This is a genomic window from Streptomyces sp. 11-1-2, assembly GCF_003595545.1.
In the GTDB taxonomy this organism is placed as follows: Bacteria; Actinomycetota; Actinomycetes; order Streptomycetales; family Streptomycetaceae; genus Streptomyces; species Streptomyces hygroscopicus_B.
In genome coordinates this window covers 10,169,306-10,190,653 of sequence record NZ_CP022545.1, presented here as the reverse complement: position 1 = coordinate 10,190,653, position 21,348 = coordinate 10,169,306, and the positions used below count along the sequence as shown (strand labels likewise).

The window sequence follows — 21,348 nt, the reverse complement described above, 5'->3', positions numbered from 1 at the left end:
GTTGCGGAGAGGAGTACATATGGCTGCGTCCCGGGAAGACCTGGTCAAGGCGCTGCGTACCTCGCTGATGGACGCCGAGCGGCTGAAGCGGGAGAACGACCGGCTGATCGCCGAGTCCACCGAACCGGTGGCGATCGTGGCGATGGCGTGCCGGCTGCCGGGTGGGGTGACCGACCCGGAGTCGCTGTGGGAGCTGGTGGACGAGGGGCGGGACGCGATCGGGCCGTTCCCCACGGATCGCGGCTGGGACCTGGAGACCCTGTTCGACTCCGATCCGGACGCCGTGGGCAAGTCCTACGTACGCGAGGCGGGGTTCCTGGAGGGGGCGGGCGGATTCGACGCCGCCTTCTTCGGCATCTCGCCGCGCGAGGCCCTGTCGCTGGACCCGCAGCAGCGGCTGCTGCTGGAGACCGCGTGGGAGACCTTCGAGCGGGCGGGGATGGATCCGCGGTCGGTGGAGGGCCGGGACATCGCGGTGTTCGCCGGGGGCAGCGGCCAGGGGTACGGCGGCGGTCCGGGTGAGGCGCCCAAGGGCCTGGAGGGCTATCTGGGGGTCGGCGCTTCCGGCAGTGTCATCTCCGGGCGCGTGTCGTACACGCTCGGGCTGACCGGTCCCGCCGTGACGGTGGACACCGCCTGCTCGTCCTCGCTGGTGGCCGCCCATCTCGCCGTGCAGGCGCTGCGGTCCGGCGAATGTTCCATGGCGCTGGCCGGTGGTGTCGCCGTGATGGGCCAGCCCACCGCTTTCGTCGAGTTCTCCCGGCAGCGTGGCCTGGCGCCCGACGGGCGCTGCAAGTCCTTCGGCGCGGGTGCCGACGGCACCACCTGGTCCGAAGGTGTCGGGCTCGTTCTGCTGGAGCGGCTGTCGGACGCCCGCCGCAACGGCCACGAAGTGCTGGCCGTGATCCGGGGCACCGCGGTCAACCAGGACGGCGCCTCCAACGGACTCACCGCGCCCAACGGCCCCTCCCAGGAGCGGGTGATCCGCCAGGCCCTGTCCAACGCCGGGCTGACGGTGGCCGATGTGGACGCGGTCGAGGCCCACGGCACCGGCACCGCCCTCGGCGACCCCATCGAAGCCCAGGCCGTTCTCGCCACCTACGGCCAAAGCCGCCCGGAGGGCCGGCCGCTGTGGCTCGGCTCCCTCAAGTCCAACATCGGCCACGCGCAGGCCGCAGCGGGCATCGCCAGCGTCATCAAGACCGTCATGGCCTTACGCCACGGCCGGTTGCCGAAGACCCTCCACGCCGAACAGCCCACCTCCCAGGTGAACTGGACGTCGGGCGCGGTGTCCCTGCTCGCCGAGGCGCGGGCGTGGCCGGAGACCGGACACGCCCGCCGCGCCGGGATCTCCTCCTTCGGCGTCAGCGGGACGAACGCCCATGTCATCCTGGAACAGGCCCCTGAGGAAGCCGAGGCGACCGGGGAGAACACCGCCGATCAGGAACCGCCCGTACGCTCGGCGGAGTCCGCCGGCCCCGGCCCGGTCGCCACCGGCCACGTGGTGCCGTGGCTGCTCTCGGGCCATACGCAGGAGGCGCTGCGTGCCCAGGCCGCCCGGCTGCTGACCCAGGTGCGCGACACGCCCTCCGACAGCCCGCGGGACGTGGGCTGGTCACTGGCCACCACCCGGACCCGGCTGGACCACCGCGCGGTCGTACTGTGCGCCGATGCCGAGCAGGCCGTCGCGGGGCTGGAGGCGGTGGCCTCGGGCACGTCCGCCCGGTCGGCGGTCACCGGGTCCGTGGCCTCCGGAAAGGTGGCGGTGCTGTTCACCGGGCAGGGCAGCCAGCGGGCCGGAATGGGCCGCGAACTGCACGGCGGCCACCCGGTGTTCGCGCGGGCCTTCGACGCCGTGTGCGCCCAGTTCGGCGACCTGCGCGACGGGGACGACAAGGTCTCGCTGGCCGAGGTGGTCTTCGCCGAGGAGGGGTCGGCGACGGCAGCGCTGCTGGACCGGACCGAGTTCACCCAGCCCGCGCTGTTCGCGCTGGAGGTGGCGCTGTTCCGGCTCGTGGAGTCGTGGGGAGTGCGCCCCGCGTATGTGCTGGGCCACTCGATCGGCGAAGTGGCGGCGGCCCATGTGGCCGGGGTCCTGTCCCTGCCGGACGCCTGCACATTGGTGCGGGCGCGCGGGCGGCTGATGCAGCAACTCACCGCGACCGGGGCGATGGTGGCGGTGGAGGCGGCCGAGGACGAGGTGGCGCCGCTGCTCGCGGGGAAGGAGCACAAGGTCTCCATCGCCGCGGTCAACGGCCCGGCCTCCGTGGTCGTCTCCGGTGACGAGGACGTGGTCACGGCGGTGGCGGAGACGCTGGCGCGGCAGGGCCGCAAGACCAAGCGGCTCGTGGTCTCGCACGCCTTCCACTCCCCCCACATGGACGGGATGCTGGACGCGTTCCGCGAGGTGGCGTCGCGGCTGGCCTACGCGCCACCCCGGATACCCGTGGTGTCGAACCTCACCGGCGCGGTCGCCGATCCCGAGGAGCTGTGCTCCCCCGAGTACTGGGTACGGCATGCACGTGGCGCGGTGCGGTTCCTCGACGGTGTCCGCACACTGGCCGACGAGGGCGTGCGCACCCATCTGGAACTCGGCCCGGACGGGGTGCTGACCGCGATGGGGCAGGACTGTCTGCCCGAGGCGGACGCGGCGTTCGTGCCGTCCCTGCGTCCGGGCGTCCAGGAGCCGCACGCGGTGCTGGCCGGGCTCGCCGGCCTGTACGTACGGGGTGTGCGGGTGGACTGGGACGCGATGTTCGCCGGGTCCGGCGCCCGGCGCGTCGCCCTTCCCACGTACGCCTTCCAGCACGAGCACTACTGGCTGGAGCGGGCCGCCGGCTCCGGCGACGTGGGCGCGGTGGGGCTCGGCGAGGCGGGCCATCCGCTGCTGGGCGCGGTGGTGCAGCTCCCGGAGACGGGCGGGGTGCAGCTCAGCGGGCGGCTGTCGGTACGGGCCCAGCCCTGGCTGGGCGAACACGTCATCTCCGGGGCGGTGCTGGTGCCCGGCACCGCCATGGTGGAACTGGCCGTCCGCGCCGGGGACGAGACCGGCACCCCGGTGCTGGAGGAGCTGGTGATCGGGCAGCCGATGGTGCTGCCCGGCGACACCGCCCTCAGTGTCCAGGTCGTCGTGGGCGCGGACGAGGGCGGGCGGCGTACGGTGCGGATCTACTCCCGTACCGACGGGGGCACCGACTGGACCGAGCACGCCACCGGCACGCTCGCGGCGCAGGGCCCGGCACCGCTGGACGGGGCCGCGGACGGGGCCGCCGTCGAGTGGCCGCCCGCGGAAGCCGAGCCGATCCCCGTGGAGGACTTCTACCGCTCGCTCGTCGACGCCGGATACGCGTACGGACCGGCGTTCCGCGGGCTCGTCGCCGCGTGGCGCCGGGACGGTGAGATCTTCGGCGATGTGGCGCTGCCGGAGGCGTCCGTCGCGGAGGCCGAGCGGTTCGGCATCCACCCGGCGCTGCTGGACGCCGCACTGCACGCGGGCAGCTTCTGTCTGCCCTCCGACCCGGCGCGACAGGTGACCCTGCTGCCGTTCGCCTGGAACACCGTGCGTCTGCACGCGGGCGGCGCGTCCGCGGTCCGGGTGCATGTCCGCCCGGTCGGCGACGACGCCTTCTCGGTACGCCTGACCGACGGCTCGGGCCAGACGGTGGCCTCGGTGGACTCGCTCACCCTGCGGGCGGTGGACCCGGCCCAGCTCAAGATCGGCACGGCCGACGACGCGCTGTGGACGGTCCGCTGGAGCGAGACCTCGCTGCCGGACGGCGCGGTCTCCTGGGCCCCGCTCGGCGAGTCGGCCACCGGGGCAACCGGGGGCTACGGCGCCACAGGGGACGGCGGAGGCCCAGGGGGCGCGCTTCCCGACGTCCTCGTGGCCGATACGCGCGCCTGGGCCGAAGACCTCACCGGGCCGCCGACCGCGCGGGCCCGGGGGCTCACCGGCCGCCTGCTGGAGGAGATCCAGCGGTGGGTCGCCGACGACGCCATGGCCGGGACGCGGCTCGCCGTGGTCACCCGCGGCGCGGTCGCGGTCCATGACGACACCGAGGTCACCGACCCGGCCGCCACCGCGCTCTGGGGCCTGGTCCGCTCGGCCCAGGCCGAACACCCGGGGCGGGTGGCCCTGGTAGATGCCGACGGAGCGTGCGAGGAACTGCCCGCCGGGGTGTGGTCCGGGGACGAGCCCCAACTGGCGGTGCGCGGTGGCACCGTGTGGGTGCCACGCCTGACCCGGGTCGAGCCCGGCCTGCGCGTGCCCGCGCAGGCGTCGTGGCATCTGGACTCGGCCCAGTACGGCACCCTGGACAGTCTGGCGCTGCTGCCCGACGAGGCCGAGCCCGCACCGCCGGCGGCCGGTCAGGTGCGGATCGAGGTCCGCGCCGCCGGGCTCAACTTCCGGGATGTCCTGGTGGCTCTCGGCATGTATCCGGGCCGGTCGGTGATCGGCACGGAGGGCGCCGGTGTGGTGACCGAGATCGGTCCGGGCGTCACGGGCCTGGCCGTGGGCGACCGGGTGATGGGCCTGTTCTCCGGCTCGTTCGGACCGCTGGCCACCGCCGACGCGCACACGGTGATCCGGATGCCGGAGGGCTGGTCGTTCGGCACGGCGGCCGGGGTGCCGGTGGCCTATCTGACGGCGCTGTACGCGTTGCAGGACCTCGGGAGGGTCCAGCCGGGCGAGACGGTCCTGGTGCACGCCGCCGCGGGCGGTGTGGGCATGGCCGCCGTCCAGCTCGCACAGCACTTCGGCGCCACCGTCCTGGGCACCGCCCACCCCTCCAAGCACCACGCACTCCACCGGCTGGGCGTTCCCGCCGAACGGCTCGCCTCCAGCCGCGACCTCGCCTACGCCGACACCTTCCCCACCGCCGACGTCGTCCTCAACTCCCTCACCGGCGAGCACATCGACGCCTCTCTCGGACTTCTCAACCCCGGCGGCCGGTTCCTGGAGATGGGGAAGACCGACCTGCGGGAGCCCGGCGAGGTCGGGGTGCGGCATCCGGAGGTCACCTACCGGGCGTTCGACCTCGGCGGAGAGGCCCCCGCGGAGCGGGTGCGGGAGTTGCTGCACCAGTTGGTGGAGCTGTTCGAGGCGGGCCGGATCGAGCCGCTGCCGGTACGGCAGTGGGACATCACCCGCGCCCCCGAGGCGTTCCGCTGGATGAGTCAGGGGCGGCATACCGGCAAGATCGTGCTCACCCTGCCACGCGCCCTGGACCCGGACGGCACCGTCCTGGTCACCGGTGGCACGGGCACCCTCGGCGCCACGATCGCCCGCCACCTTCTCACCCAGCACGGCGCACGCCATCTGCTGCTGGTCAGCCGCCGGGGACCGGACGCACCTGGCGCCACAGACCTGACCACCGAACTCACCGAACTCGGCGCCACCGTCCGCATCACCGCCTGCGACACCGCCGACCGCGACCAACTCGCCGCGCTCCTCGCCGACATCCCCGCCGACCACCCCCTCACCGCCGTGGTCCACACGGCCGGGACCCTCGACGACGGCATCCTGACCGCACTCACCCCGGACCGCCTCGACACCGTCTTCCGCCCCAAGGCCGACGCCGTCACCCATCTCCACGACCTCACCCGCGACCACGACCTGGCCGCGTTCGTGGTGTACTCGTCCGCCGCCGGAGTCCTCGGCGGGCCCGGCCAGGGCAACTACTCCGCCGCCAACGCCTATCTGGACGGACTCGCACAGTGGCGGCGTGCGCACGGGCTCCCCGCCACCTCGCTGGCGTGGGGCATGTGGGCGCAGACCAGTGGCATGACGGCCGGGCTCGGCTCCGGCGATCTGCACCGGGTACGGCGCGGCGGCATCGTCGGGCTGTCCACGGCGGAGGCCCTGGACCTGTTCGACCGGTCGGTGGCGTCCGGGCTGTCCCTGCTGGTGCCGTTGCGGTTGGACATCGCCGCCCTCGGTGCGGAGGCCGCGGAACCGCCGCCGCTGCTGCGGGGTCTGGTCCGGCCGGCCCGGCGTACGGCCCGGCCGGTGCCGAAGGCCGGTGAGGGCGGCCTCGCCGAACGGCTGGCCGGGCTGTCGGCGGCCGAACAGGAGCGTCTGCTCATCGAGTTGATCCGCGAACAGGCCGCTTCGGTGCTCGGGTTCCCCACGGTCGACCCGATCGGGCCGGAGCAGGCGTTCCGCGACATGGGGTTCGACTCGCTGACCGCGGTGGAGCTGCGCAACCGCCTCAACACGGCCACCGGGCTACGGCTCCCCGCGACGCTGGTCTTCGACCACCCGAGCCCCTTGGCCACCGCCGAGTTCCTGCGGGATCAACTGGGCGGGCGCGCGGTCGAGGCGGCGCCCCGCCCGGCCCGGCGCGACCGGTCGGCTCCGGACGGGGCCGAGGATCCGGTCGTCGTGGTCGGCATGGGCTGCCGCCTGCCCGGCGACGTCCGCACCCCCGAGGACCTGTGGCGGCTGATCGCCACCGGAACCGACGCGATCGGGCCGTTCCCGCAGGACCGGGGCTGGGACCTGGCCGGGCTCTTCGACTCCGACCCGGACGCCCAGGGCAAGTCCTACGTACGCGAGGGCGGTTTCCTCACCGACGCGGGCGGATTCGACGCCACCTTCTTCGGCATCTCCCCACGCGAGGCCCTGTCGATGGACCCGCAACAGCGCGTCCTGCTGGAGACCGCGTGGGAGACCCTGGAACGCTCCGGGATCGTTCCCACGTCACTGCGCGGGCAGGAGGTCGGGGTCTTCGTCGGGGCCAGTGGCCAGGGGTACGGCACCGGCCCGGGCGCGGCGCCGGAAGGCTTGGAGGGCTATCTCGGGGTAGGCGGTGCGACGAGCGTGGCGTCGGGCCGGGTGTCGTACACCTTCGGCCTGACCGGTCCGGCGGTCACGGTGGACACGGCGTGCTCCTCCTCGCTGGTGGCCCTGCACCTCGCCGCGCAAGCCCTGCGCTCCGGCGAATGCACGATGGCACTCGCCGGCGGCGTCGCCGTCATGGGCCAGCCCGGCGCCTTCGTCGAGTTCTCGCGCCAGCGCGGTCTCGCGTCCGACGGCCGCTGCAAGTCCTTCGGCGAGGGCGCCGACGGCACCAACTGGTCCGAAGGTGTTGGTCTGGTGCTGTTGGAACGACTGTCCGACGCCCGCCGCAACGGCCACGAGGTGCTGGCCGTGATCCGTGGCACGGCGGTGAACCAGGACGGGGCGAGCAACGGCCTCACCGCGCCGAACGGACCCTCCCAGCAGCGAGTGATACGGCAGGCGCTGGCGAACGCCGGGCTGACGGTGGCCGACGTGGACGCGGTCGAGGCCCACGGCACCGGCACCGCCCTCGGCGACCCCATCGAGGCCCAGGCGCTCCTGGCCACTTACGGCCAGGACCGGCCGGGGGACGAGCCGCTGTGGCTCGGTTCGCTGAAGTCCAACATCGGGCATGCCCAAGCGGCCGCAGGCGTGGCCAGCGTCATCAAGATGGTGCTGGCGATACGGCAGGGCACGCTTCCGCGGTCCTTGCACATCAACGAACCCACCACCCAGGTGGACTGGACGTCCGGTGCGGTGTGCCTGCTCACCGATGCCCGCCCCTGGCCGGAGACCGGCCACCCCCGCCGTGCCGGGATCTCCTCCTTCGGAGTCAGCGGCACCAACGCCCATCTCATCCTGGAGCAAGCACCTCAGCCCGAGCCCGAGCCCGCATCGAAGGCGGACGAGGGCACGGACACCCCTGGGCTGGTCACCACCGGCGGAACCGCCCCCTGGGTGCTGTCCGCCAAGACCCCGGCAGCTCTGCGGGCTCAGGCCCGACGCCTGCTGGACCATCTGGAATCCGACGTGGACGCACACCCAGTGGACATCGGCTGGTCACTCGCCACCACCCGCACCCTCCACGACCACCGCGCCGTCGTCATCACCGACACCGAAGCCGATAGCGACGAAGCGGCGGCTGCTCTCACCGCCCTCGCGACCGGACAACCCCACCCCCGCCTCACCACCGGCCACGCCACCACCCACGGCAAAACAGTGTTCGTGTTCCCTGGCCAAGGCGCCCAATGGGTGGGCATGGGAGCCCAACTCCTCAAGACCTCCCCCGTCTTCGCCGCCCGGCTGCGCGAGTGCGCCGCGGCCCTGGCCCCGTACACCGACTGGTCGCTCATCGACGTCATCACCGATGCACCCGACGCTCCCTCGCTCGAGCGTGTCGACGTCGTACAGCCCGCCACCTTCGCCGTCGTCGTCTCCCTCGCCGCACTCTGGCAATCCGTGGGCATCCGCCCCGACGCCGTCATCGGCCACTCCCAAGGCGAAATCGCCGCCGCCTGCGTCGCCGGACACCTCACCCTCACCAACGCCGCCAAAATCGTCGCCCTGCGCAGCCAGATCATCGCCGATCACCTCGCCGGACACGGCGGCATGATGTCCCTCGCCGCTCCCGCCGACACCATCGACCTCACCAACTGGCACGGCAAGCTCTGGATCGCCGCACACAACAGCCCCAACGCCACCGTCATCGCAGGCGACATCGACGCCCTGCACGAACTCCACGCCCACTACACCGACCAGGGCATCCGGGCCCGCATCATCCCCGTCGACTACGCCTCCCACACCGGACACGTCGACACCATCAAGAACCAACTCCACCAGACCCTGGCCCACACCACGACCGAGCCCGGCACCATCCCCTGGCTCTCCACCGTCACCGGACAGTGGATCGAACCCAACACCGTCGACGACAGCTACTGGTACCGCAACCTCCGCCAGACCGTGCAGTTCCACACCACCATCACCACCCTCGCCGACCAGGGCTACCGCACCTTCATCGAAATCAGCCCCCACCCCGTCCTCACGACCGCCATCCAAGAAACCCTCGAAAACACCAACACACCCCACACCACCATCACCGGCACCCTCCGCCGCGACGACGACACCCCCACCCGCTTCCTCACCAACCTCGCCGAACTGTCCACCAGGGGAACACCAATGGACTGGCCCACCGCGTACACCGGATCACAACCCTCCCAAATCCCGCTCCCCACCTACCCCTTCGAGCACGAGACGTTCTGGCTGGACCGCGGCGGTCCGGGCGACGTCCGTGCCGTGGGGCTGGAGGACACCGGCCATCCGCTGGTCGGGGCCGTGGTGAGCGTGCCCGACACCGGAGGTGTGCTGCTCACCGGACGTCTCTCCCTGCGCAGCCACCCCTGGCTGGCCGACCACGCCGTCTCCGGCACCGTCCTGCTCCCGGGTACGGCGATGGTCGAGCTGGCGGTGCGCGCCGGGGACGAGGCGGACACCTCCACCCTGGAAGAGCTGGTCATCAGCCGGCCGATGACGGTGCCGGACGAGGGCACTCTGCACGTCCAGGTCCTCGTCGGTGGCGAGGACCGCGGGCGCCGCAAGGTGGGGGTCTACTCGCGCCCGGAGGGCACACGGCAGTGGACCGAGCACGCCACCGGCACCCTGACCGGACGGGCTACCGGCACCCTGACCGCAGGGGCCACGGCCCCGCCGCCCGAGGCCGCTCAGCCGTGGCCGCCCGAGGGCTCGGAGCCCGTCGCCCTCGAGGGATTCTACGAGCATCTGGCCGAGGTCGGGTACGAGTACGGCCCGGCTTTCCGCGGTCTGAGGGCGGTGTGGAAGCGGGACGACGAGGTGTTCGCCGACGTGTCCGTGCCGGAGGAGCAGACCGGGGTCGCCGGGCGGTTCGGCATCCACCCGGCGCTGCTGGACGCCACCCTGCACGCCGGGAACTTCTGCTTCCAGTCCGATGGTGAGCGGCCCACGATGCTGCCGTTCGCATGGACCGATGTGCAGCTCCACGCCGTGGGCGCAACCACCGTGCGGGTGCGGGCGAGGGTGTCCGACGGGGACGGGCTGTGCGTACGGATCTCCGATCCGCAGGGCGTACCGGTCGCCACGATCGGCTCCCTCCAGCTCCGGGAGACCACACCCGACCAGTTGCGCGCCCTGTCCGCCGCATCGGGCGGCAATGCGCTGTGGGCGGTCGACTGGGCCGAGTGCGGGCTCGATGCCACGGAAGCGCGGTGGGCCACCCTCGGGGAGAGTCGGCTCCCGGATTCCCCGCCGAGCTACCCCGATCTCTCCGCGGCTGTGGAGGCCGTGGAAAGCGCGGAGGCCGGAGAGCGGCCCGCCGTGCTCGTCGCCGACGTGTCCGCCTGGGTTCCGGAGAAGACCGGACCCATCGACCGTACGCACGCGCTCTGTGCCCGGGTCCTGGATCTGCTGCGGCAATGGGTGGACCGGCGCGAGCTCGCGGACACCCACCTGGTCGTCCTCACCCACGGCGCCATGGCCGCCCACGACACCGCCGAGGTCACCGACCCGGCCGCGGCCGCCGTCTGGGGCTTGGTCCGCTCGGCCCAGTCCGAGCACCCCGGCCGTATCCGGCTCATCGACATCGACGACCACTCCCACCAGGCCCTGCCCACCGCACTCGCCACCACCGAGGCCCAACTCGCCCTCCGCGACGCCACCGCCTACACCCCCCATCTGACGCCCGCACCCGCCACCGCGCCCGAGCCCCTCACCCTCGCCCCCGAGGGCACCGTTCTCATCACCGGCGGCACCGGCACCCTCGGCGCCCTCACCGCCCGCCACCTCATCACCCACCATCACGCACGCCATCTCCTCCTGGTCAGCCGCCAGGGCCCCGACGCGCCCGGCGCCACGGACCTCGCCACCGAGCTCACCGAACTCGGCGCCACCGTCCGCATCGCCGCCTGCGACACCGCCGACCGCGACCAACTCGCCGCCCTCCTCGCCGACATCCCCGCCGACCACCCCCTCACCGCCGTCATCCACACCGCCGGAACCCTCGACGACGCCCTGCTCACCGACCTCACCCCGCAGCGCCTCGACACCGTCTTCCGCCCCAAGGTGGACGCCCTCACCCATCTCCACGACCTCACCCGCGACCACGACCTGACCGCCTTCGTCATCTACTCCTCCGCCACCGGCACCCTCGGCACCCCCGGCCAGGCCAACTACGCCGCCGCCAACACCTACGCCGACGCCCTCGCCCACCAGCGCCACGCCGCCGGACTCCCCGCCACCTCCCTCGCCTGGGGCCTATGGGAAACCACCAGCAGCCTCACCGCCGGCATGACCGCCACCCAGCAGCAACGCACCCGCGACAGCGGCGTCGTTCCCCTGACCGACGCCGACGGCATGCGGCTCCTCGACACCGCGCTCGCCACCCGCCACCCCCATCTCGTCCCCCTCGAACTCGACCTCGCCGCCCTCCAGAACAACACCGGCCCGCGCACCCTCCCGCCCCTGCTGCGCACCCTCATACGCGGCCACCACCGCCCCACCGCCCACACCACAGCCCAGCCCGAGGACGACGCCCCGTCCCTGGCCGAGCAGCTGGCCGCCCTCGACCCGACCCAGCGGCACCAGCGCCTCACCGCGCTTGTCCGCGCCGAAGCCGCGGCCGTCCTCGGCCACCCCACCCCGGACGCGGTGGGGCCGGACGACGCCCTCTTCGAGATCGGGTTCGACTCGCTGACCGCGGTGGAACTGCGCAACCGCCTCAACGCGGCCACCGGCCTCCAGCTCGCCGCGGCGATGCTGTTCGACTACCCAACCCCGTCGATGGCCGCCGAGCACCTCCAGGAACAGCTCGCGCTGGACGCGGCCACCACGGACACACACGTGGCGGCCCGGGAAGCGGCGGAACACGACGACCAGAGCACGGAGAGGTGAGACAAAGCATGTTCGACGTGGCGAAGTATCTGCGGCGCATCGGGGTGGAGGGGACGCCCAAACCGACCCTCGACACCCTCCGTCATCTGCACAAACGGCATCTCATGGCGGTCCCGTACGACAACTCCACAGCCCCCGACCGGCTCCCGGCCTCGCGGCATCTGACGAACGTCCCGCTGGACCTGGTGTTCGGGCATGTGGTGACCGAGGGCCATGGCGGAGTGTGCTACGAGCTCAACCGGTTGTTCCACACGCTGCTGGCGGAGCTCGGCTACGACGTGCGTATGGTGGCGGCGGCGGTGCGGCAGGCGAACGGGACCTTCGGCCCGGAGCGGGAGCACACCTTCGACCTGGTCCACCTCGATGGCCGGACCCACCTCGTGGACGTCGGCTTCCCCGGGCCGTCCTATTCGGAGCCGTTGTACCTGTCCCATGAAGAGCAGCACCAGTACGGCTGCTCGTACCGCGTGACCGAACACGACGGCTACCGGGTGGTGGAACGGCGGCCCAAGGGGAGCGACTGGCAGCCGCTGTACCGGTTCCGGCCGGAGCTTGCCGATCCGTCCGGCTGGGACGCGGTGCGGCTGGACAGCCTGGACGACTACGCACAGGACTCGGTGCTCGCCGGGACCACCTTCCGCAGCCGGGCCACGGACAACGGGAAGATCGTGCTGATCGGCAGGCGCTACTTCACCGTCGAGGACGGGGTGGAGCGCACCAAGGTGCTGGTGAAGGCGGACGAATTCCAGGACGTGGTCGACCTGATCCTGGCGGGCGCATGAGCGGGAAGGAGGCGGCAGTGGACACCGCGCGGGAAACGGACAGCCTCGAGGCCGAGGTGCTGATCGTCGGCTACGGACCGGTGGGCCAGCTACTGTCGGTGCTACTGGCCCAGCGCGGGCGGCGCGTGACGGTCGTGGAGCGCTGGCCGGAGCCGTACCGGCACCCCCGGGCGGTCGGGTTCGACAGTGAGGCCGCGCGCCTTCTGGCCTCGGCCGGGATCGGCGACTCGCTCGACAAGTTCACCGAACCCGCGCGGGACCACGCCTGGCAGAACACGAAGGGCGAGACGCTGATCGACCACGAGGTGGCCGACCGGGGGCACTGCACCTGGCCGGAGGCTTTGTCGGCGTATCAGCCCGCCCTGGAGTCCGCGCTGATCGAGCACGGGGAGACGCTGCCGCCGCTGCGGATCCTGCGCGGATACGAGGCGGTGGGACTCGCGGACGACGGCGACCATGTGACCTTGACCGTGGTCGGCCCGGACGGGGAGAAGACGGACCTCACCGCGCTGTGGGTGGTCGGCTGCGACGGCGCGAACAGCCTGGTAAGGACGGGCGTCGGCACCACCATGACGGACCTCGACTTCTCGTACGACTGGCTGATCTGCGATGTGCGGTTGCACGAGCACCGCGAGTTCCGGCCGAACAACCTGGAGATCTGCGATCCGGCGCGCCCCCGGACGGCGGTGTCCGCGGGTCCTGGCCATCGGCGGTACGAGTTCATGCGGGTGCCCGCGGACGACCCCGAACACTTCGGCACCGTGGAGAGCGCCTGGGAGCTGCTGCGGCTGTTCGATGTGACGCCCGAGAACGGCGTTCTGGACCGGCACGCGGTCTACACCTTCCAGGCCCGCTGGGCGGAGCGCTGGCGGACCGGACGGATGGTGCTGGCCGGGGACTCGGCACACCTCATGCCGCCGTTCGCGGGGCAGGGCATGTGCTCCGGATTCCGTGACGCGGCCAATCTGGCCTGGAAACTGGACCTGGTCCTGGGCGGACACGCGGCGCCGACGCTGCTGGACACCTACACCACCGAGCGGCGGGCACACGTGCGGCACGCGGTGGAGATGTCGGTGGGCCTGGGCCGGGTGGTGTGCATGGCGGACCCGGCCGCGGCGGCGGACCGTGACGCGGCGATGCTGGCCGCGCGCAAACGCAACATCGGCCCGAGTGCCGCCCGCCGTTCCGTGGTGAGGCCGCTCGTGGACGGGCTGCTACGGCAGGACGGTCAGGGCCGCCCGGCACCGTACGCCGGCCAGGCGGGCCCCCAGTGGCGAGTGTGCCGCGCGGGAACCACCGGCCTGTTCGACGACGTGGTGGGCACCGGTTTCGTCCTCCTCTACGCCGAGGACGTGTTCCCCGCGCTGGACGCGCGGCGGCTGACATTCCTCGACAGCATCGGCACCCGACTGGTGCGCATGGTCCCCGCGGACACGCCCCCGGCCGCCCTGGGGCCACGGGACGCGCTGGACGTGGAGGACCGGTACCTGTCCTATCTGTCGGAGATGGACGCGCTGGCGGTACTGGTACGCCCGGACTTCTACCTGTTCGGTATCGCGGAGGACGAGGGCGAACTCCTCTCTCTCGTAGACGACTTGGCCACCCAGCTGAGCCCGTCACCCACCCCTTCGTAAGGCTCCCCTGCCTGGGCATGGCTGGTCCCTTCCCCCAAGTGCCGTGGGGGAAGGGACCAGTTGCTTTCACGGCCCTGCGGCCGTCGAAGCCTCAAGGAGCCCCGCGCGGCTTCCGGTATGCGGCGCACGGCCTCCGGGCTGATGGCGCCGGCCGCCGTACGAGCGCTGCGGAGGCTCGTCGACGAGATGGAGGCGCTTCAGGTCGACCGGGCGCGTGAACTCGGCTGGCCCTGGGGCGACATCGCCGGGTCGCTCGGCGTTTCGCGGCAGCTCGGCGCACCAGAAGCACACGCGGTGGCGTGCGAAGACCCCGCACCCGGCTTCGCGGCCGGGGGCGGGGTCTGATGGCACCTCGGGTGAGGCGCCATCAAGGGGCGCTGGGCTGTGTCGATGTGCGGCTCCGCCGCGTGGGCGCGACCGGCCACGACGGCGCCGCGGAGAATCGACGGCAGGTCAGGGCATATCCACCGGAGCGATTAGGTGTCCGAGGTGACGCTCTCTCCCGTCCCCGCCGCGCGGCGGCGTTCGTCGCCCGCCTTGACCAGGGCGTATCTGATGGCCAGGGCCGCCGCGTTGACCGCGTGCAACGCTTCCTGCGCGCCGGTGTCAGGGTGTATCTGGCCGGTGACGGCGGCCGAGGTGCACTGGGCGGCCTCCAGGCAGGCGACGCACGCCTCCACGAGGGCGTCCGGACGTGTGCCGGAGGATCGGCCCAGTTTCGTCAGCAGCCGGGTGATATCCCGGTGCGCTTCGGTGATCGGGTCCGCCGCCATCGGGTCAGTGCCCCCGCGTACCGTCGTCGGCCAACGGCCCTATGTCCCCGGCCGGGGACAGGGTGAGGAACCGCTGCTCCCACAGGGCGAACACCTCGGTGGCCAGTGCGTCCGACAGCCCGCCCACGGTCTTGGCCAGATCCCCGAGGGTGGTAGTGCCGTCGACCGCGCCGAGCAGTTCGTACAGCTCGGGCGACACCTTCGCGGACGGGCCGCCGTCGTAGTCGAGGTGGATCTCGTGGGTCTTGGCTCCCGCCGAGGCGTCCGGACCGGCCGTCCTGCGCTCGACCAGCCGGGTCACCGGGCGGAACCGCGGCACCAGAACGCCCAGGTCGGGCGAGGCTTTGCCGCGTACCAGGCAGTCCTCCACCACCAGAACGTCCAGGTCGGTGGTCAGGAAGCTGGTGACCACGTCGTCGAGGCTCTGCACGATGGGTTCGGCGTTGTTGTTGAAGGAGGTGTTGAGGAGCACGGGGGTGCCGGTCAGTTCGCCGAACCGCCGCACCAGGCGGTGGAACCGCTCGCCGGACTCGGCGGAGACGACCTGTACCCGGGCGGTGCCGTCCACGTGGGTGACCGCGCCGAGTTCCGTACGCCGCTCCGGCAGCACCGGCACCACGAAGGACATGAACTCGTGGTTGCCGTCCGCGCCGGAGAGGTCGAAGTAGTCGCGGGCGGCTTCGGCGGTGACCACCGGGGCGAACGGCCGGAAGCCCTCGCGCTTCTTCACCATCGCGTTGATGCGGGTCCGGTTCTCCTCGGGGCGTGCGTCCGCGACGATGCTGCGGTGGCCCAGGGCGCGGGGGCCGAACTCGGAGCGGCCGTACGCCCAGCCGAGCACCTGCCCCTCGGCGAGGAGTCCGGCCGCGGTCTCCACGGCGTCGTCCGGGAACTCCACATCGATCAGCGGCGCCCAGTCGGCCAACCGTGCCCTGATCTGCTCCCCGCGGCCCAGCGCCGGGCCGAGGCTCGCGCTGAGCAGCCGCTTCCCCGGGCGCTCCAGCGTGCCAAGGCTCGCCGCCGCGGCGTAGGCGGCGCCCTCGCCCGCGCCCGCGTCGTGCGAGGCGGGGTGCACGAACACCTCGTCGAAGAGTCCGGACTTGAGGATCAGCCCGTTGAGGCTGGAGTTGTGGGCGACGCCACCGCCGAAGCACAGGCGGGAGTGGCCGCTGGTCTTCGCCCAGTATTCGAGGATGTGCAGCACGATCTTCTCGACCGTCTCCTGGAGCGCGGCGGCGAAGTCGCGGTGCGCTTGGGTGAACGGCTCGCCCTTGCGGCGCGGCCGGAAGCCCTCGGCGTAGAACAGCGGGCTGACCAGGTTCGGCACCATGATGTTGCCGTGCAGCTCGTACTCGCCGTTTTCCTGGAGGGTGTAGAGCTTGGCGAAGGTGTCGCGGTAGGTCTCCGGGTTGCCCCAGGGGGCCAGACCCATCACCTTGTACTCGTCGCCGAAGCCGTAGCCGAGCAGATAGGTGGCGTTCAGGTAGAGCCCGCCGAGCGACTTGGGCACCGGGTAGTCGGCCAGCTTCTCCAGCCGCGTGCCCTCGGCGCGGTAGACGGTGCCGGAGTGCAGTTCGCCACGGCCGTCCAGCACCAGGACCAGTGCGGAGTCCATGCCGGAGTGCAGATACGAGGAGTACGCGTGCGCCTCGTGGTGCGGCACGTACACCAGCTTCTCGTCCGGCAGGTCCCAGCCCAGGCCCTCCTTCAGCCGCTGCCGGATCAGCTCCCGGGAGTAGCGCAGGGGTGCCCGCGGATATTCGGTGTAGAGGTGGTTGAGGACGGTGTCGATGTGGTTCTCGGGAAAGTAGTAGCCCACCGCGTCGACGTCCTCGGGCCGCGCACCGGCCAGGGCCAGGCACTCACGGACCGCGTTGAGGGGAAATTTGGTTGTCTTCTTGATCCGGTTGAGCCGCTCCTCCTCCACGGCGGCCACGAGTTCGCCGTCGCGGATCAAGGAAGCCGCCGAGTCGTGAAAGAACACCTCTCCGAGCTGCGGCACCACATCGGTGTCCGCGGCGGAGAAGTTGCCGTTGAGCCCGAGCACAAGCACAGTGATCACCCAAACCAGTCGGAGGCGAACGCGAGGATGCGGGGCGGAAGACGCCCGCCGGTCACCGGGAGCGCGGCAGCGCCGCGTCGGCGAGCTCAGGCGCCGTCAGCCGCAGCGTCGTCGGAGCCGGCTGGAACGCGGGGGTGAGGTGGAGGCGTTCGACCCCCTCCTCGTCGGGGACCGCGAGGGCGGCGGTGCAGGCGCAGGTGGTGTCGGCGAACCCGGCGAAGCGGTAGGCGACCTCCATCATCCGGTTGCGATCGGTGCGCCGGAAGTCGGCGGCCAGGTGCACCCCGGCCTGCGCCGCCTGATCGGCCAGCCAGCTCAGCAGGGTGGACCCGGCGCCGTAGGAGACCACGCGGCACGAGGTGGCGAGCAGTTTCAGATGCCACACCGCGGGGTGCCGTTCCAGCAGCACGATGCCGACGGCCCCGTGCGGGCCGAACCGGTCGGCCATCGTGATGACCAGCACCTCGTGTGCGGGGTCGGTGAGCAGTCCGCGCAGTGCGGAGTCGGGGTAATGCACACCGGTGGCGTTCATCTGGCTGGTGCGCAGGGTCAGTTCCTCGACCCGGGACAGCTCCCGCTCCGTGGCGCGGGAGATGCCCATGCGTATGTCCAGGGTGCGCAGAAAGTCCTCGTCGGGGCCGCTGAACTCGGCCCGCTCGGCGTCACGGCGGAACCCGGACTGGTACATGTTCCGGCGCTGCCGCGAGTCCACGGTGACCACGGCGGGGCTGAACTCGGGCAGCCGGGTGAGCCCGGCCAGGTCCTCGGCCGCGTAGCAGCGCACTTCGGGGAGCCGGTAGGTGACCTCGGCCCGTTCGGCGGGCTGGTCGTCGACGAACGCCATGGCGCGGTCGGCGAAGTTCAGCCCATCGGCGATGGCGCGCAGCGATGCGGACTTGGGGCCCCAGCCGATGTGCGGCAGTACGAAGTACTCGGCCAGGCCCAGCGCTTCCAGGCGCTCCCAGGCGTGGTCGTGGTCGTTCTTGCTGGCGATCGACTGGAGAATGCCGCGTTCGTCGAGGGTGGTGATGACATCGCGCACCCACTCGAACGGCAGCACCTCGCCGTCTTCGAGCAGGGTGCCGCGCCACAGTGTGTTGTCCAGGTCCCAGACGAGACATTTGACGGCCGTCGGCGGCTCGCTCACGGGCTTCCCCTCCGTCATGCTTGCACCTTCTTCCGCGTGTGCTGGGCGAGGACGAGCTGGCAGATCTCGCTGGTGCCCTCGATGACTTCCATCAGCTTCGCGTCGCGGTAGGCCCGGGCCACCACATGGCCGTCGGATGCCGCGGCCGACGCCAGGAGCTGTACGGCGCGTGCCGCGCCCTCGGCGGCCTCGCGGGACGCGACGTACTTGGCGTGCACCGCGTCGACCGCCATGTCGGGCGAGCCGGTGTCCCAGGAGGCGCTGGCGTGTTCGCAGGCCCGGGTGGCGTGCCGCTCCGCGACGTACAGTTCGGCCAGGTGCCGGGCCACCAGCTGGTGCTCGGCGAGTTTGCGGCCGGACTGTTCCCGGGTGGCGGTGTGCGTGGCGGCGGCGTCCAGGCAGGCGCGCAGGATGCCGACGCACCCCCACGCCACGGACATGCGCCCGTATGTGAGCGCCGCGGTGGTCGCCAGGGGCAGCGGCAGTCCGGTGCCACCGAGTACATGGCCGACGGGTACCCGGACCGCGTCCAGGGTGATGTCCGCGTGGCCGGCGGCGCGGCAGCCCAGCGGGTCCGGCACCCGCGTGACGCGGACGCCGGGGGCCCGGGCGGGCACGACCACGGCCGCGGCGCCGCCGCGGTACTTCCCGAACACCACCAGCAGGTCGGCGTAGTGGGCGGCGGTGATCCACACCTTGCGCCCGGTGACGACCACGTGTGTGCCGTCGTCGGCGATCTCGGTCTCCATCGCCGCCAGGTCGCTGCCCGCCCCGGGCTCGCTGAATCCGACCGCCGCCAGGTCACCGGAGGTCAGCCGGGGCAGAAAGGTGCCCCACTGTTCCGCGCCGCCCAGCCGCCGTACGGTCCATGCCGCCATGCCCTGGGACGTCATCACGCTGCGCAGCGAGCTGCACCGGGCGCCGACCGCCGCGGTGAGCTCCCCGTTGGCATGGCTGTCCAGTCCGGTGCCGCCGTGCTCGGCGCCGACCTGCGCGCACAGCACACCGGAGGCGCCGAGTTCGACCAGGAGGTCGCGGGGCAGCTCCCCGGCCAGGTCCCAGGCGTCCGCCCGGTCCCCGATCAACCCGCTGACCAGCTCCGTATGGCTGGTGGCGGCGTCGGTCACGGCTGTGCCCCGCGCAGCCGCAGGACCATCGCGGTCATCGCGTTGACCGTGCGGAAGTTGTCCAGCGCCAGGTCGGGGCCGGTGATCACCACGTCGAAGGTCGACTCCAGGTGCACGACCAGTTCCATGGCGAACATCGAGGACACGGCGCCGGTGCTGAACAGATCGGTGTCCGGGTCCCAGGTCTGCTTGGTGCGCTGTTCGAGGAACTGCTGCACCTCCTGCGCCACCGTCTCGGCGGTGTGGCTGCCCGGCTCGGATGAGATGGTCACGCCAGTTCCTTCCCGTATGCGTAGAACCCGCGGCCCGACTTGCGGCCCAGGTGGCCGTCGCGGACCTTCTTCAGCAGCAGTTCGCATGGCGCGCACCGGGCGTCGCCGGTGCGTAGCTGCAGCACGCGCAGCGAGTCGGCGAGGTTGTCCAGGCCGATCAGGTCCGCGGTGCGCAGCGGCCCGGTGCGGTGGCCCAGGCAGTCCCGCATGAGTACGTCCACGGCCTCCACCGTCGCCGTGCCCTCCTGCACCACCCGGATCGCGTCGTTGATCATCGGGTGCAGCACCCGGCTGGTGACGAACCCCGGCCCGTCGCCGACGACGACCGGCTTGCGCTCCAGCGCACGCAGCAGATCCGTCACGGCGGTCATCACCGCTTCCCCGGTACGGGGGCCGCGGATCACCTCCACCGTGGGGATCAGATAGGGCGGGTTCATGAAGTGGGTGCCGACCAGCCGTGCCGGATCGGCGATATGACCGGCCAGTTCGTCGATCGGGATGGAGGAGGTGTTCGAGATCAGCGGCACCCGCGCTCCGGTGAGCCCGGCGACCGCTTCGAGCACCTTGGCCTTGGTGGGGGTGTCCTCGGTGACGGCCTCCACCACGGCGGTGGCGTTCCGGCCGTCGGCCAGGGACGCGGTGACCGTCAGCTCGCCCTGCGGGCGACCGGCCGGCAGGGCTCCCATGAGCTGCGCCATGCGGAGCCGTTCGGTGACCGCGGCCCGTGTTCGGCCGGCCTTGGCCTCATCCACCTCGACGACCGTCACCGGGATTCCGTGCCCGACGACGAGAGAGGTGATTCCCAGTCCCATCGTTCCTGCGCCCAGCACCGTGAGCCGCGGCGCCTCCGCATCTCCGCTCATCAATCGCCTCCGCAGCGCGTTGTGAACAACGTGCCGACCATGACACGCGCTTCCGCGTTCACGGTATTCTCCGGGCGGTCACCCAAATCCCCTAAGGATCCCCCCTATACCCCCCTCAGCCGGAATATGAGTTCCAGCATTCTGGAAGACCCCATTGCGCGGCGCGTCGACGGATTCTTAGCATGGGCCGCATTGCCTTTCCCTGAACCTTCCCTTTTCAGCTTTGCGGGGTGCGGAAATCCGATGGCTCAGCAAGTCGATGTGACCGAAGAAATTCTCGGATATGTCCGGGAACTGTCCCTGCGCGATGACGATATTCTGGCCGGGCTGCGGGCACAGACCGCGGGTCTGCCCGCCGCGCAGGCCATGCAGGTGATGCCCGAGGAGGGCCAGCTCCTCGGGCTGCTGGTCAGGCTCGTCGGCGCCCGTTCGGTGTTGGAGATCGGCACCTTCACCGGATACAGCACGCTGTGCATGGCGCGGGCCCTGCCGGCCGACGGCACGCTGGTGACCTGCGACATCACGGCGAAGTGGCCGGGGCTCGGCGGCCCGTTCTGGGAGCGCGCCGACGTGGCGGACCGCATCGACGTGCGCATCGGCGACGCCAAGGAGACACTGGCCGGACTGCGGCGGGAGGGCCGGGAGTTCGACCTGGTCTTCATCGACGCGGACAAGACCGGATACGCGCACTATTACGAGGAGTCGCTGGCGATGCTGCGGCGTGGCGGGCTCATCGTCCTGGACAACACCCTCTTCTTCGGCCGGGTGACCGACCCCGCCGCGCAGGACGCCGACACCGCCGCCCTGCGTGAGGTGAACAAGCTGCTCCGGGAGGATGGCCGCGTCGAGATCAGCATGCTCACCGTGGGGGACGGCATCACGCTCGCGGTCAAACGCTGACTCCGCGGCTGAGCGCCTGCGCGGCTGAGCGTCTGAACGTCTGACGGCCATGTTCCGGGGGGCTCCCGGGACATGGCCGTCCGC

Annotated in this window: 11 protein-coding genes; 5 read left to right on the top strand and 6 right to left on the bottom strand. The window is 71.8% G+C overall.

Going from position 1 to position 21,348, the window contains the following annotated elements; translation table 11 throughout:
* Positions 1–19 precede the first annotated feature (19 nt).
* From CGL27_RS43720 to CGL27_RS50510, 4 genes are all read left to right on the top strand, one after another.
* Positions 20–11,704 (top strand): type I polyketide synthase, encoded by an 11,685-nt coding sequence (locus tag CGL27_RS43720; protein WP_276147898.1) that lies wholly within the window; start codon positions 20–22, stop codon positions 11,702–11,704.
* An 8-nt stretch (positions 11,705–11,712) separates the two neighbouring features.
* Positions 11,713–12,486: an arylamine N-acetyltransferase gene (locus CGL27_RS43715; protein WP_119993156.1), complete on the top strand. Its 774-nt coding sequence runs from the start codon at positions 11,713–11,715 to the stop codon at positions 12,484–12,486.
* 17 nt (positions 12,487–12,503) lie between these two features.
* Complete coding sequence (locus tag CGL27_RS43710) at positions 12,504–14,120, top strand: bifunctional 3-(3-hydroxy-phenyl)propionate/3-hydroxycinnamic acid hydroxylase (RefSeq protein ID WP_240450843.1); 1,617 nt, start codon at positions 12,504–12,506, stop codon at positions 14,118–14,120.
* Positions 14,121–14,237: 117 nt separating this feature from the next.
* Positions 14,238–14,465 (top strand): hypothetical protein, encoded by a 228-nt coding sequence (locus CGL27_RS50510; protein ID WP_162952805.1) that lies wholly within the window; start codon positions 14,238–14,240, stop codon positions 14,463–14,465.
* 131 nt (positions 14,466–14,596) lie between these two features.
* Here the strand turns inward: CGL27_RS50510 and CGL27_RS43705 are convergent, their stop codons facing one another.
* From CGL27_RS43705 to CGL27_RS43680, 6 genes are read right to left on the bottom strand one after another with little or no spacing between them, the layout of a single operon-like run.
* Positions 14,597–14,893, bottom strand: a complete 297-nt coding sequence (locus CGL27_RS43705; protein ID WP_078645578.1) for an O-linked N-acetylglucosamine transferase — start codon at positions 14,891–14,893, stop codon at positions 14,597–14,599.
* 4 nt (positions 14,894–14,897) lie between these two features.
* Positions 14,898–16,955 carry a carbamoyltransferase C-terminal domain-containing protein gene (locus tag CGL27_RS43700; protein ID WP_119993153.1) on the bottom strand — a complete coding sequence of 686 codons (2,058 nt, stop codon included), beginning with the start codon at positions 16,953–16,955 and terminating at the stop codon, positions 14,898–14,900.
* Positions 16,956–17,007: 52 nt separating this feature from the next.
* A complete protein-coding gene (locus CGL27_RS43695; RefSeq protein WP_119993151.1) occupies positions 17,008–18,120 on the bottom strand; it encodes an HAD-IIIC family phosphatase in 1,113 nt (370 codons plus the stop codon).
* The gene (locus tag CGL27_RS43690; RefSeq protein ID WP_119993150.1) at positions 18,117–19,229 is read right to left on the bottom strand and encodes an acyl-CoA dehydrogenase family protein; all 1,113 of its coding nucleotides are present in this window, start codon (positions 19,227–19,229) and stop codon (positions 18,117–18,119) included. The genes CGL27_RS43695 and CGL27_RS43690 overlap by 4 nt, the downstream gene beginning before the upstream one ends.
* A complete protein-coding gene (locus CGL27_RS43685; RefSeq protein WP_014058869.1) occupies positions 19,226–19,501 on the bottom strand; it encodes an acyl carrier protein in 276 nt (91 codons plus the stop codon). Before CGL27_RS43685 ends, CGL27_RS43690 begins: the two co-directional genes overlap by 4 nt.
* Entirely contained in the window at positions 19,498–20,364 is an 867-nt protein-coding gene (locus CGL27_RS43680; protein WP_078645568.1) for a 3-hydroxyacyl-CoA dehydrogenase family protein, read from the bottom strand. The genes CGL27_RS43685 and CGL27_RS43680 overlap by 4 nt, the downstream gene beginning before the upstream one ends.
* A gap of 243 nt (positions 20,365–20,607) precedes the next feature.
* Here CGL27_RS43680 and CGL27_RS43675 point away from each other — a divergent pair, with 243 nt between their 5' ends.
* On the top strand, positions 20,608–21,264 hold the full coding sequence (locus CGL27_RS43675) for a class I SAM-dependent methyltransferase (RefSeq protein WP_119993148.1): 657 nt from the start codon (positions 20,608–20,610) through the stop codon (positions 21,262–21,264).
* The last annotated feature ends 84 nt before the right edge of the window (positions 21,265–21,348 follow it).

Coding starts and splice junctions, on each gene's coding strand:
- CGL27_RS43720 (WP_276147898.1), top strand. CDS start 20: ATGGCTGCGTCCCGGGAAGACCTGGTCAAGGCGCTGCGTACCTCGCTG.
- CGL27_RS43715 (WP_119993156.1), top strand. CDS start 11,713: ATGTTCGACGTGGCGAAGTATCTGCGGCGCATCGGGGTGGAGGGGACG.
- CGL27_RS50510 (WP_162952805.1), top strand. CDS start 14,238: ATGCGGCGCACGGCCTCCGGGCTGATGGCGCCGGCCGCCGTACGAGCG.
- CGL27_RS43705 (WP_078645578.1), bottom strand. CDS start 14,893: ATGGCGGCGGACCCGATCACCGAAGCGCACCGGGATATCACCCGGCTG.
- CGL27_RS43695 (WP_119993151.1), bottom strand. CDS start 18,120: ATGACGGAGGGGAAGCCCGTGAGCGAGCCGCCGACGGCCGTCAAATGT.
- CGL27_RS43680 (WP_078645568.1), bottom strand. CDS start 20,364: ATGAGCGGAGATGCGGAGGCGCCGCGGCTCACGGTGCTGGGCGCAGGA.
- CGL27_RS43675 (WP_119993148.1), top strand. CDS start 20,608: ATGGCTCAGCAAGTCGATGTGACCGAAGAAATTCTCGGATATGTCCGG.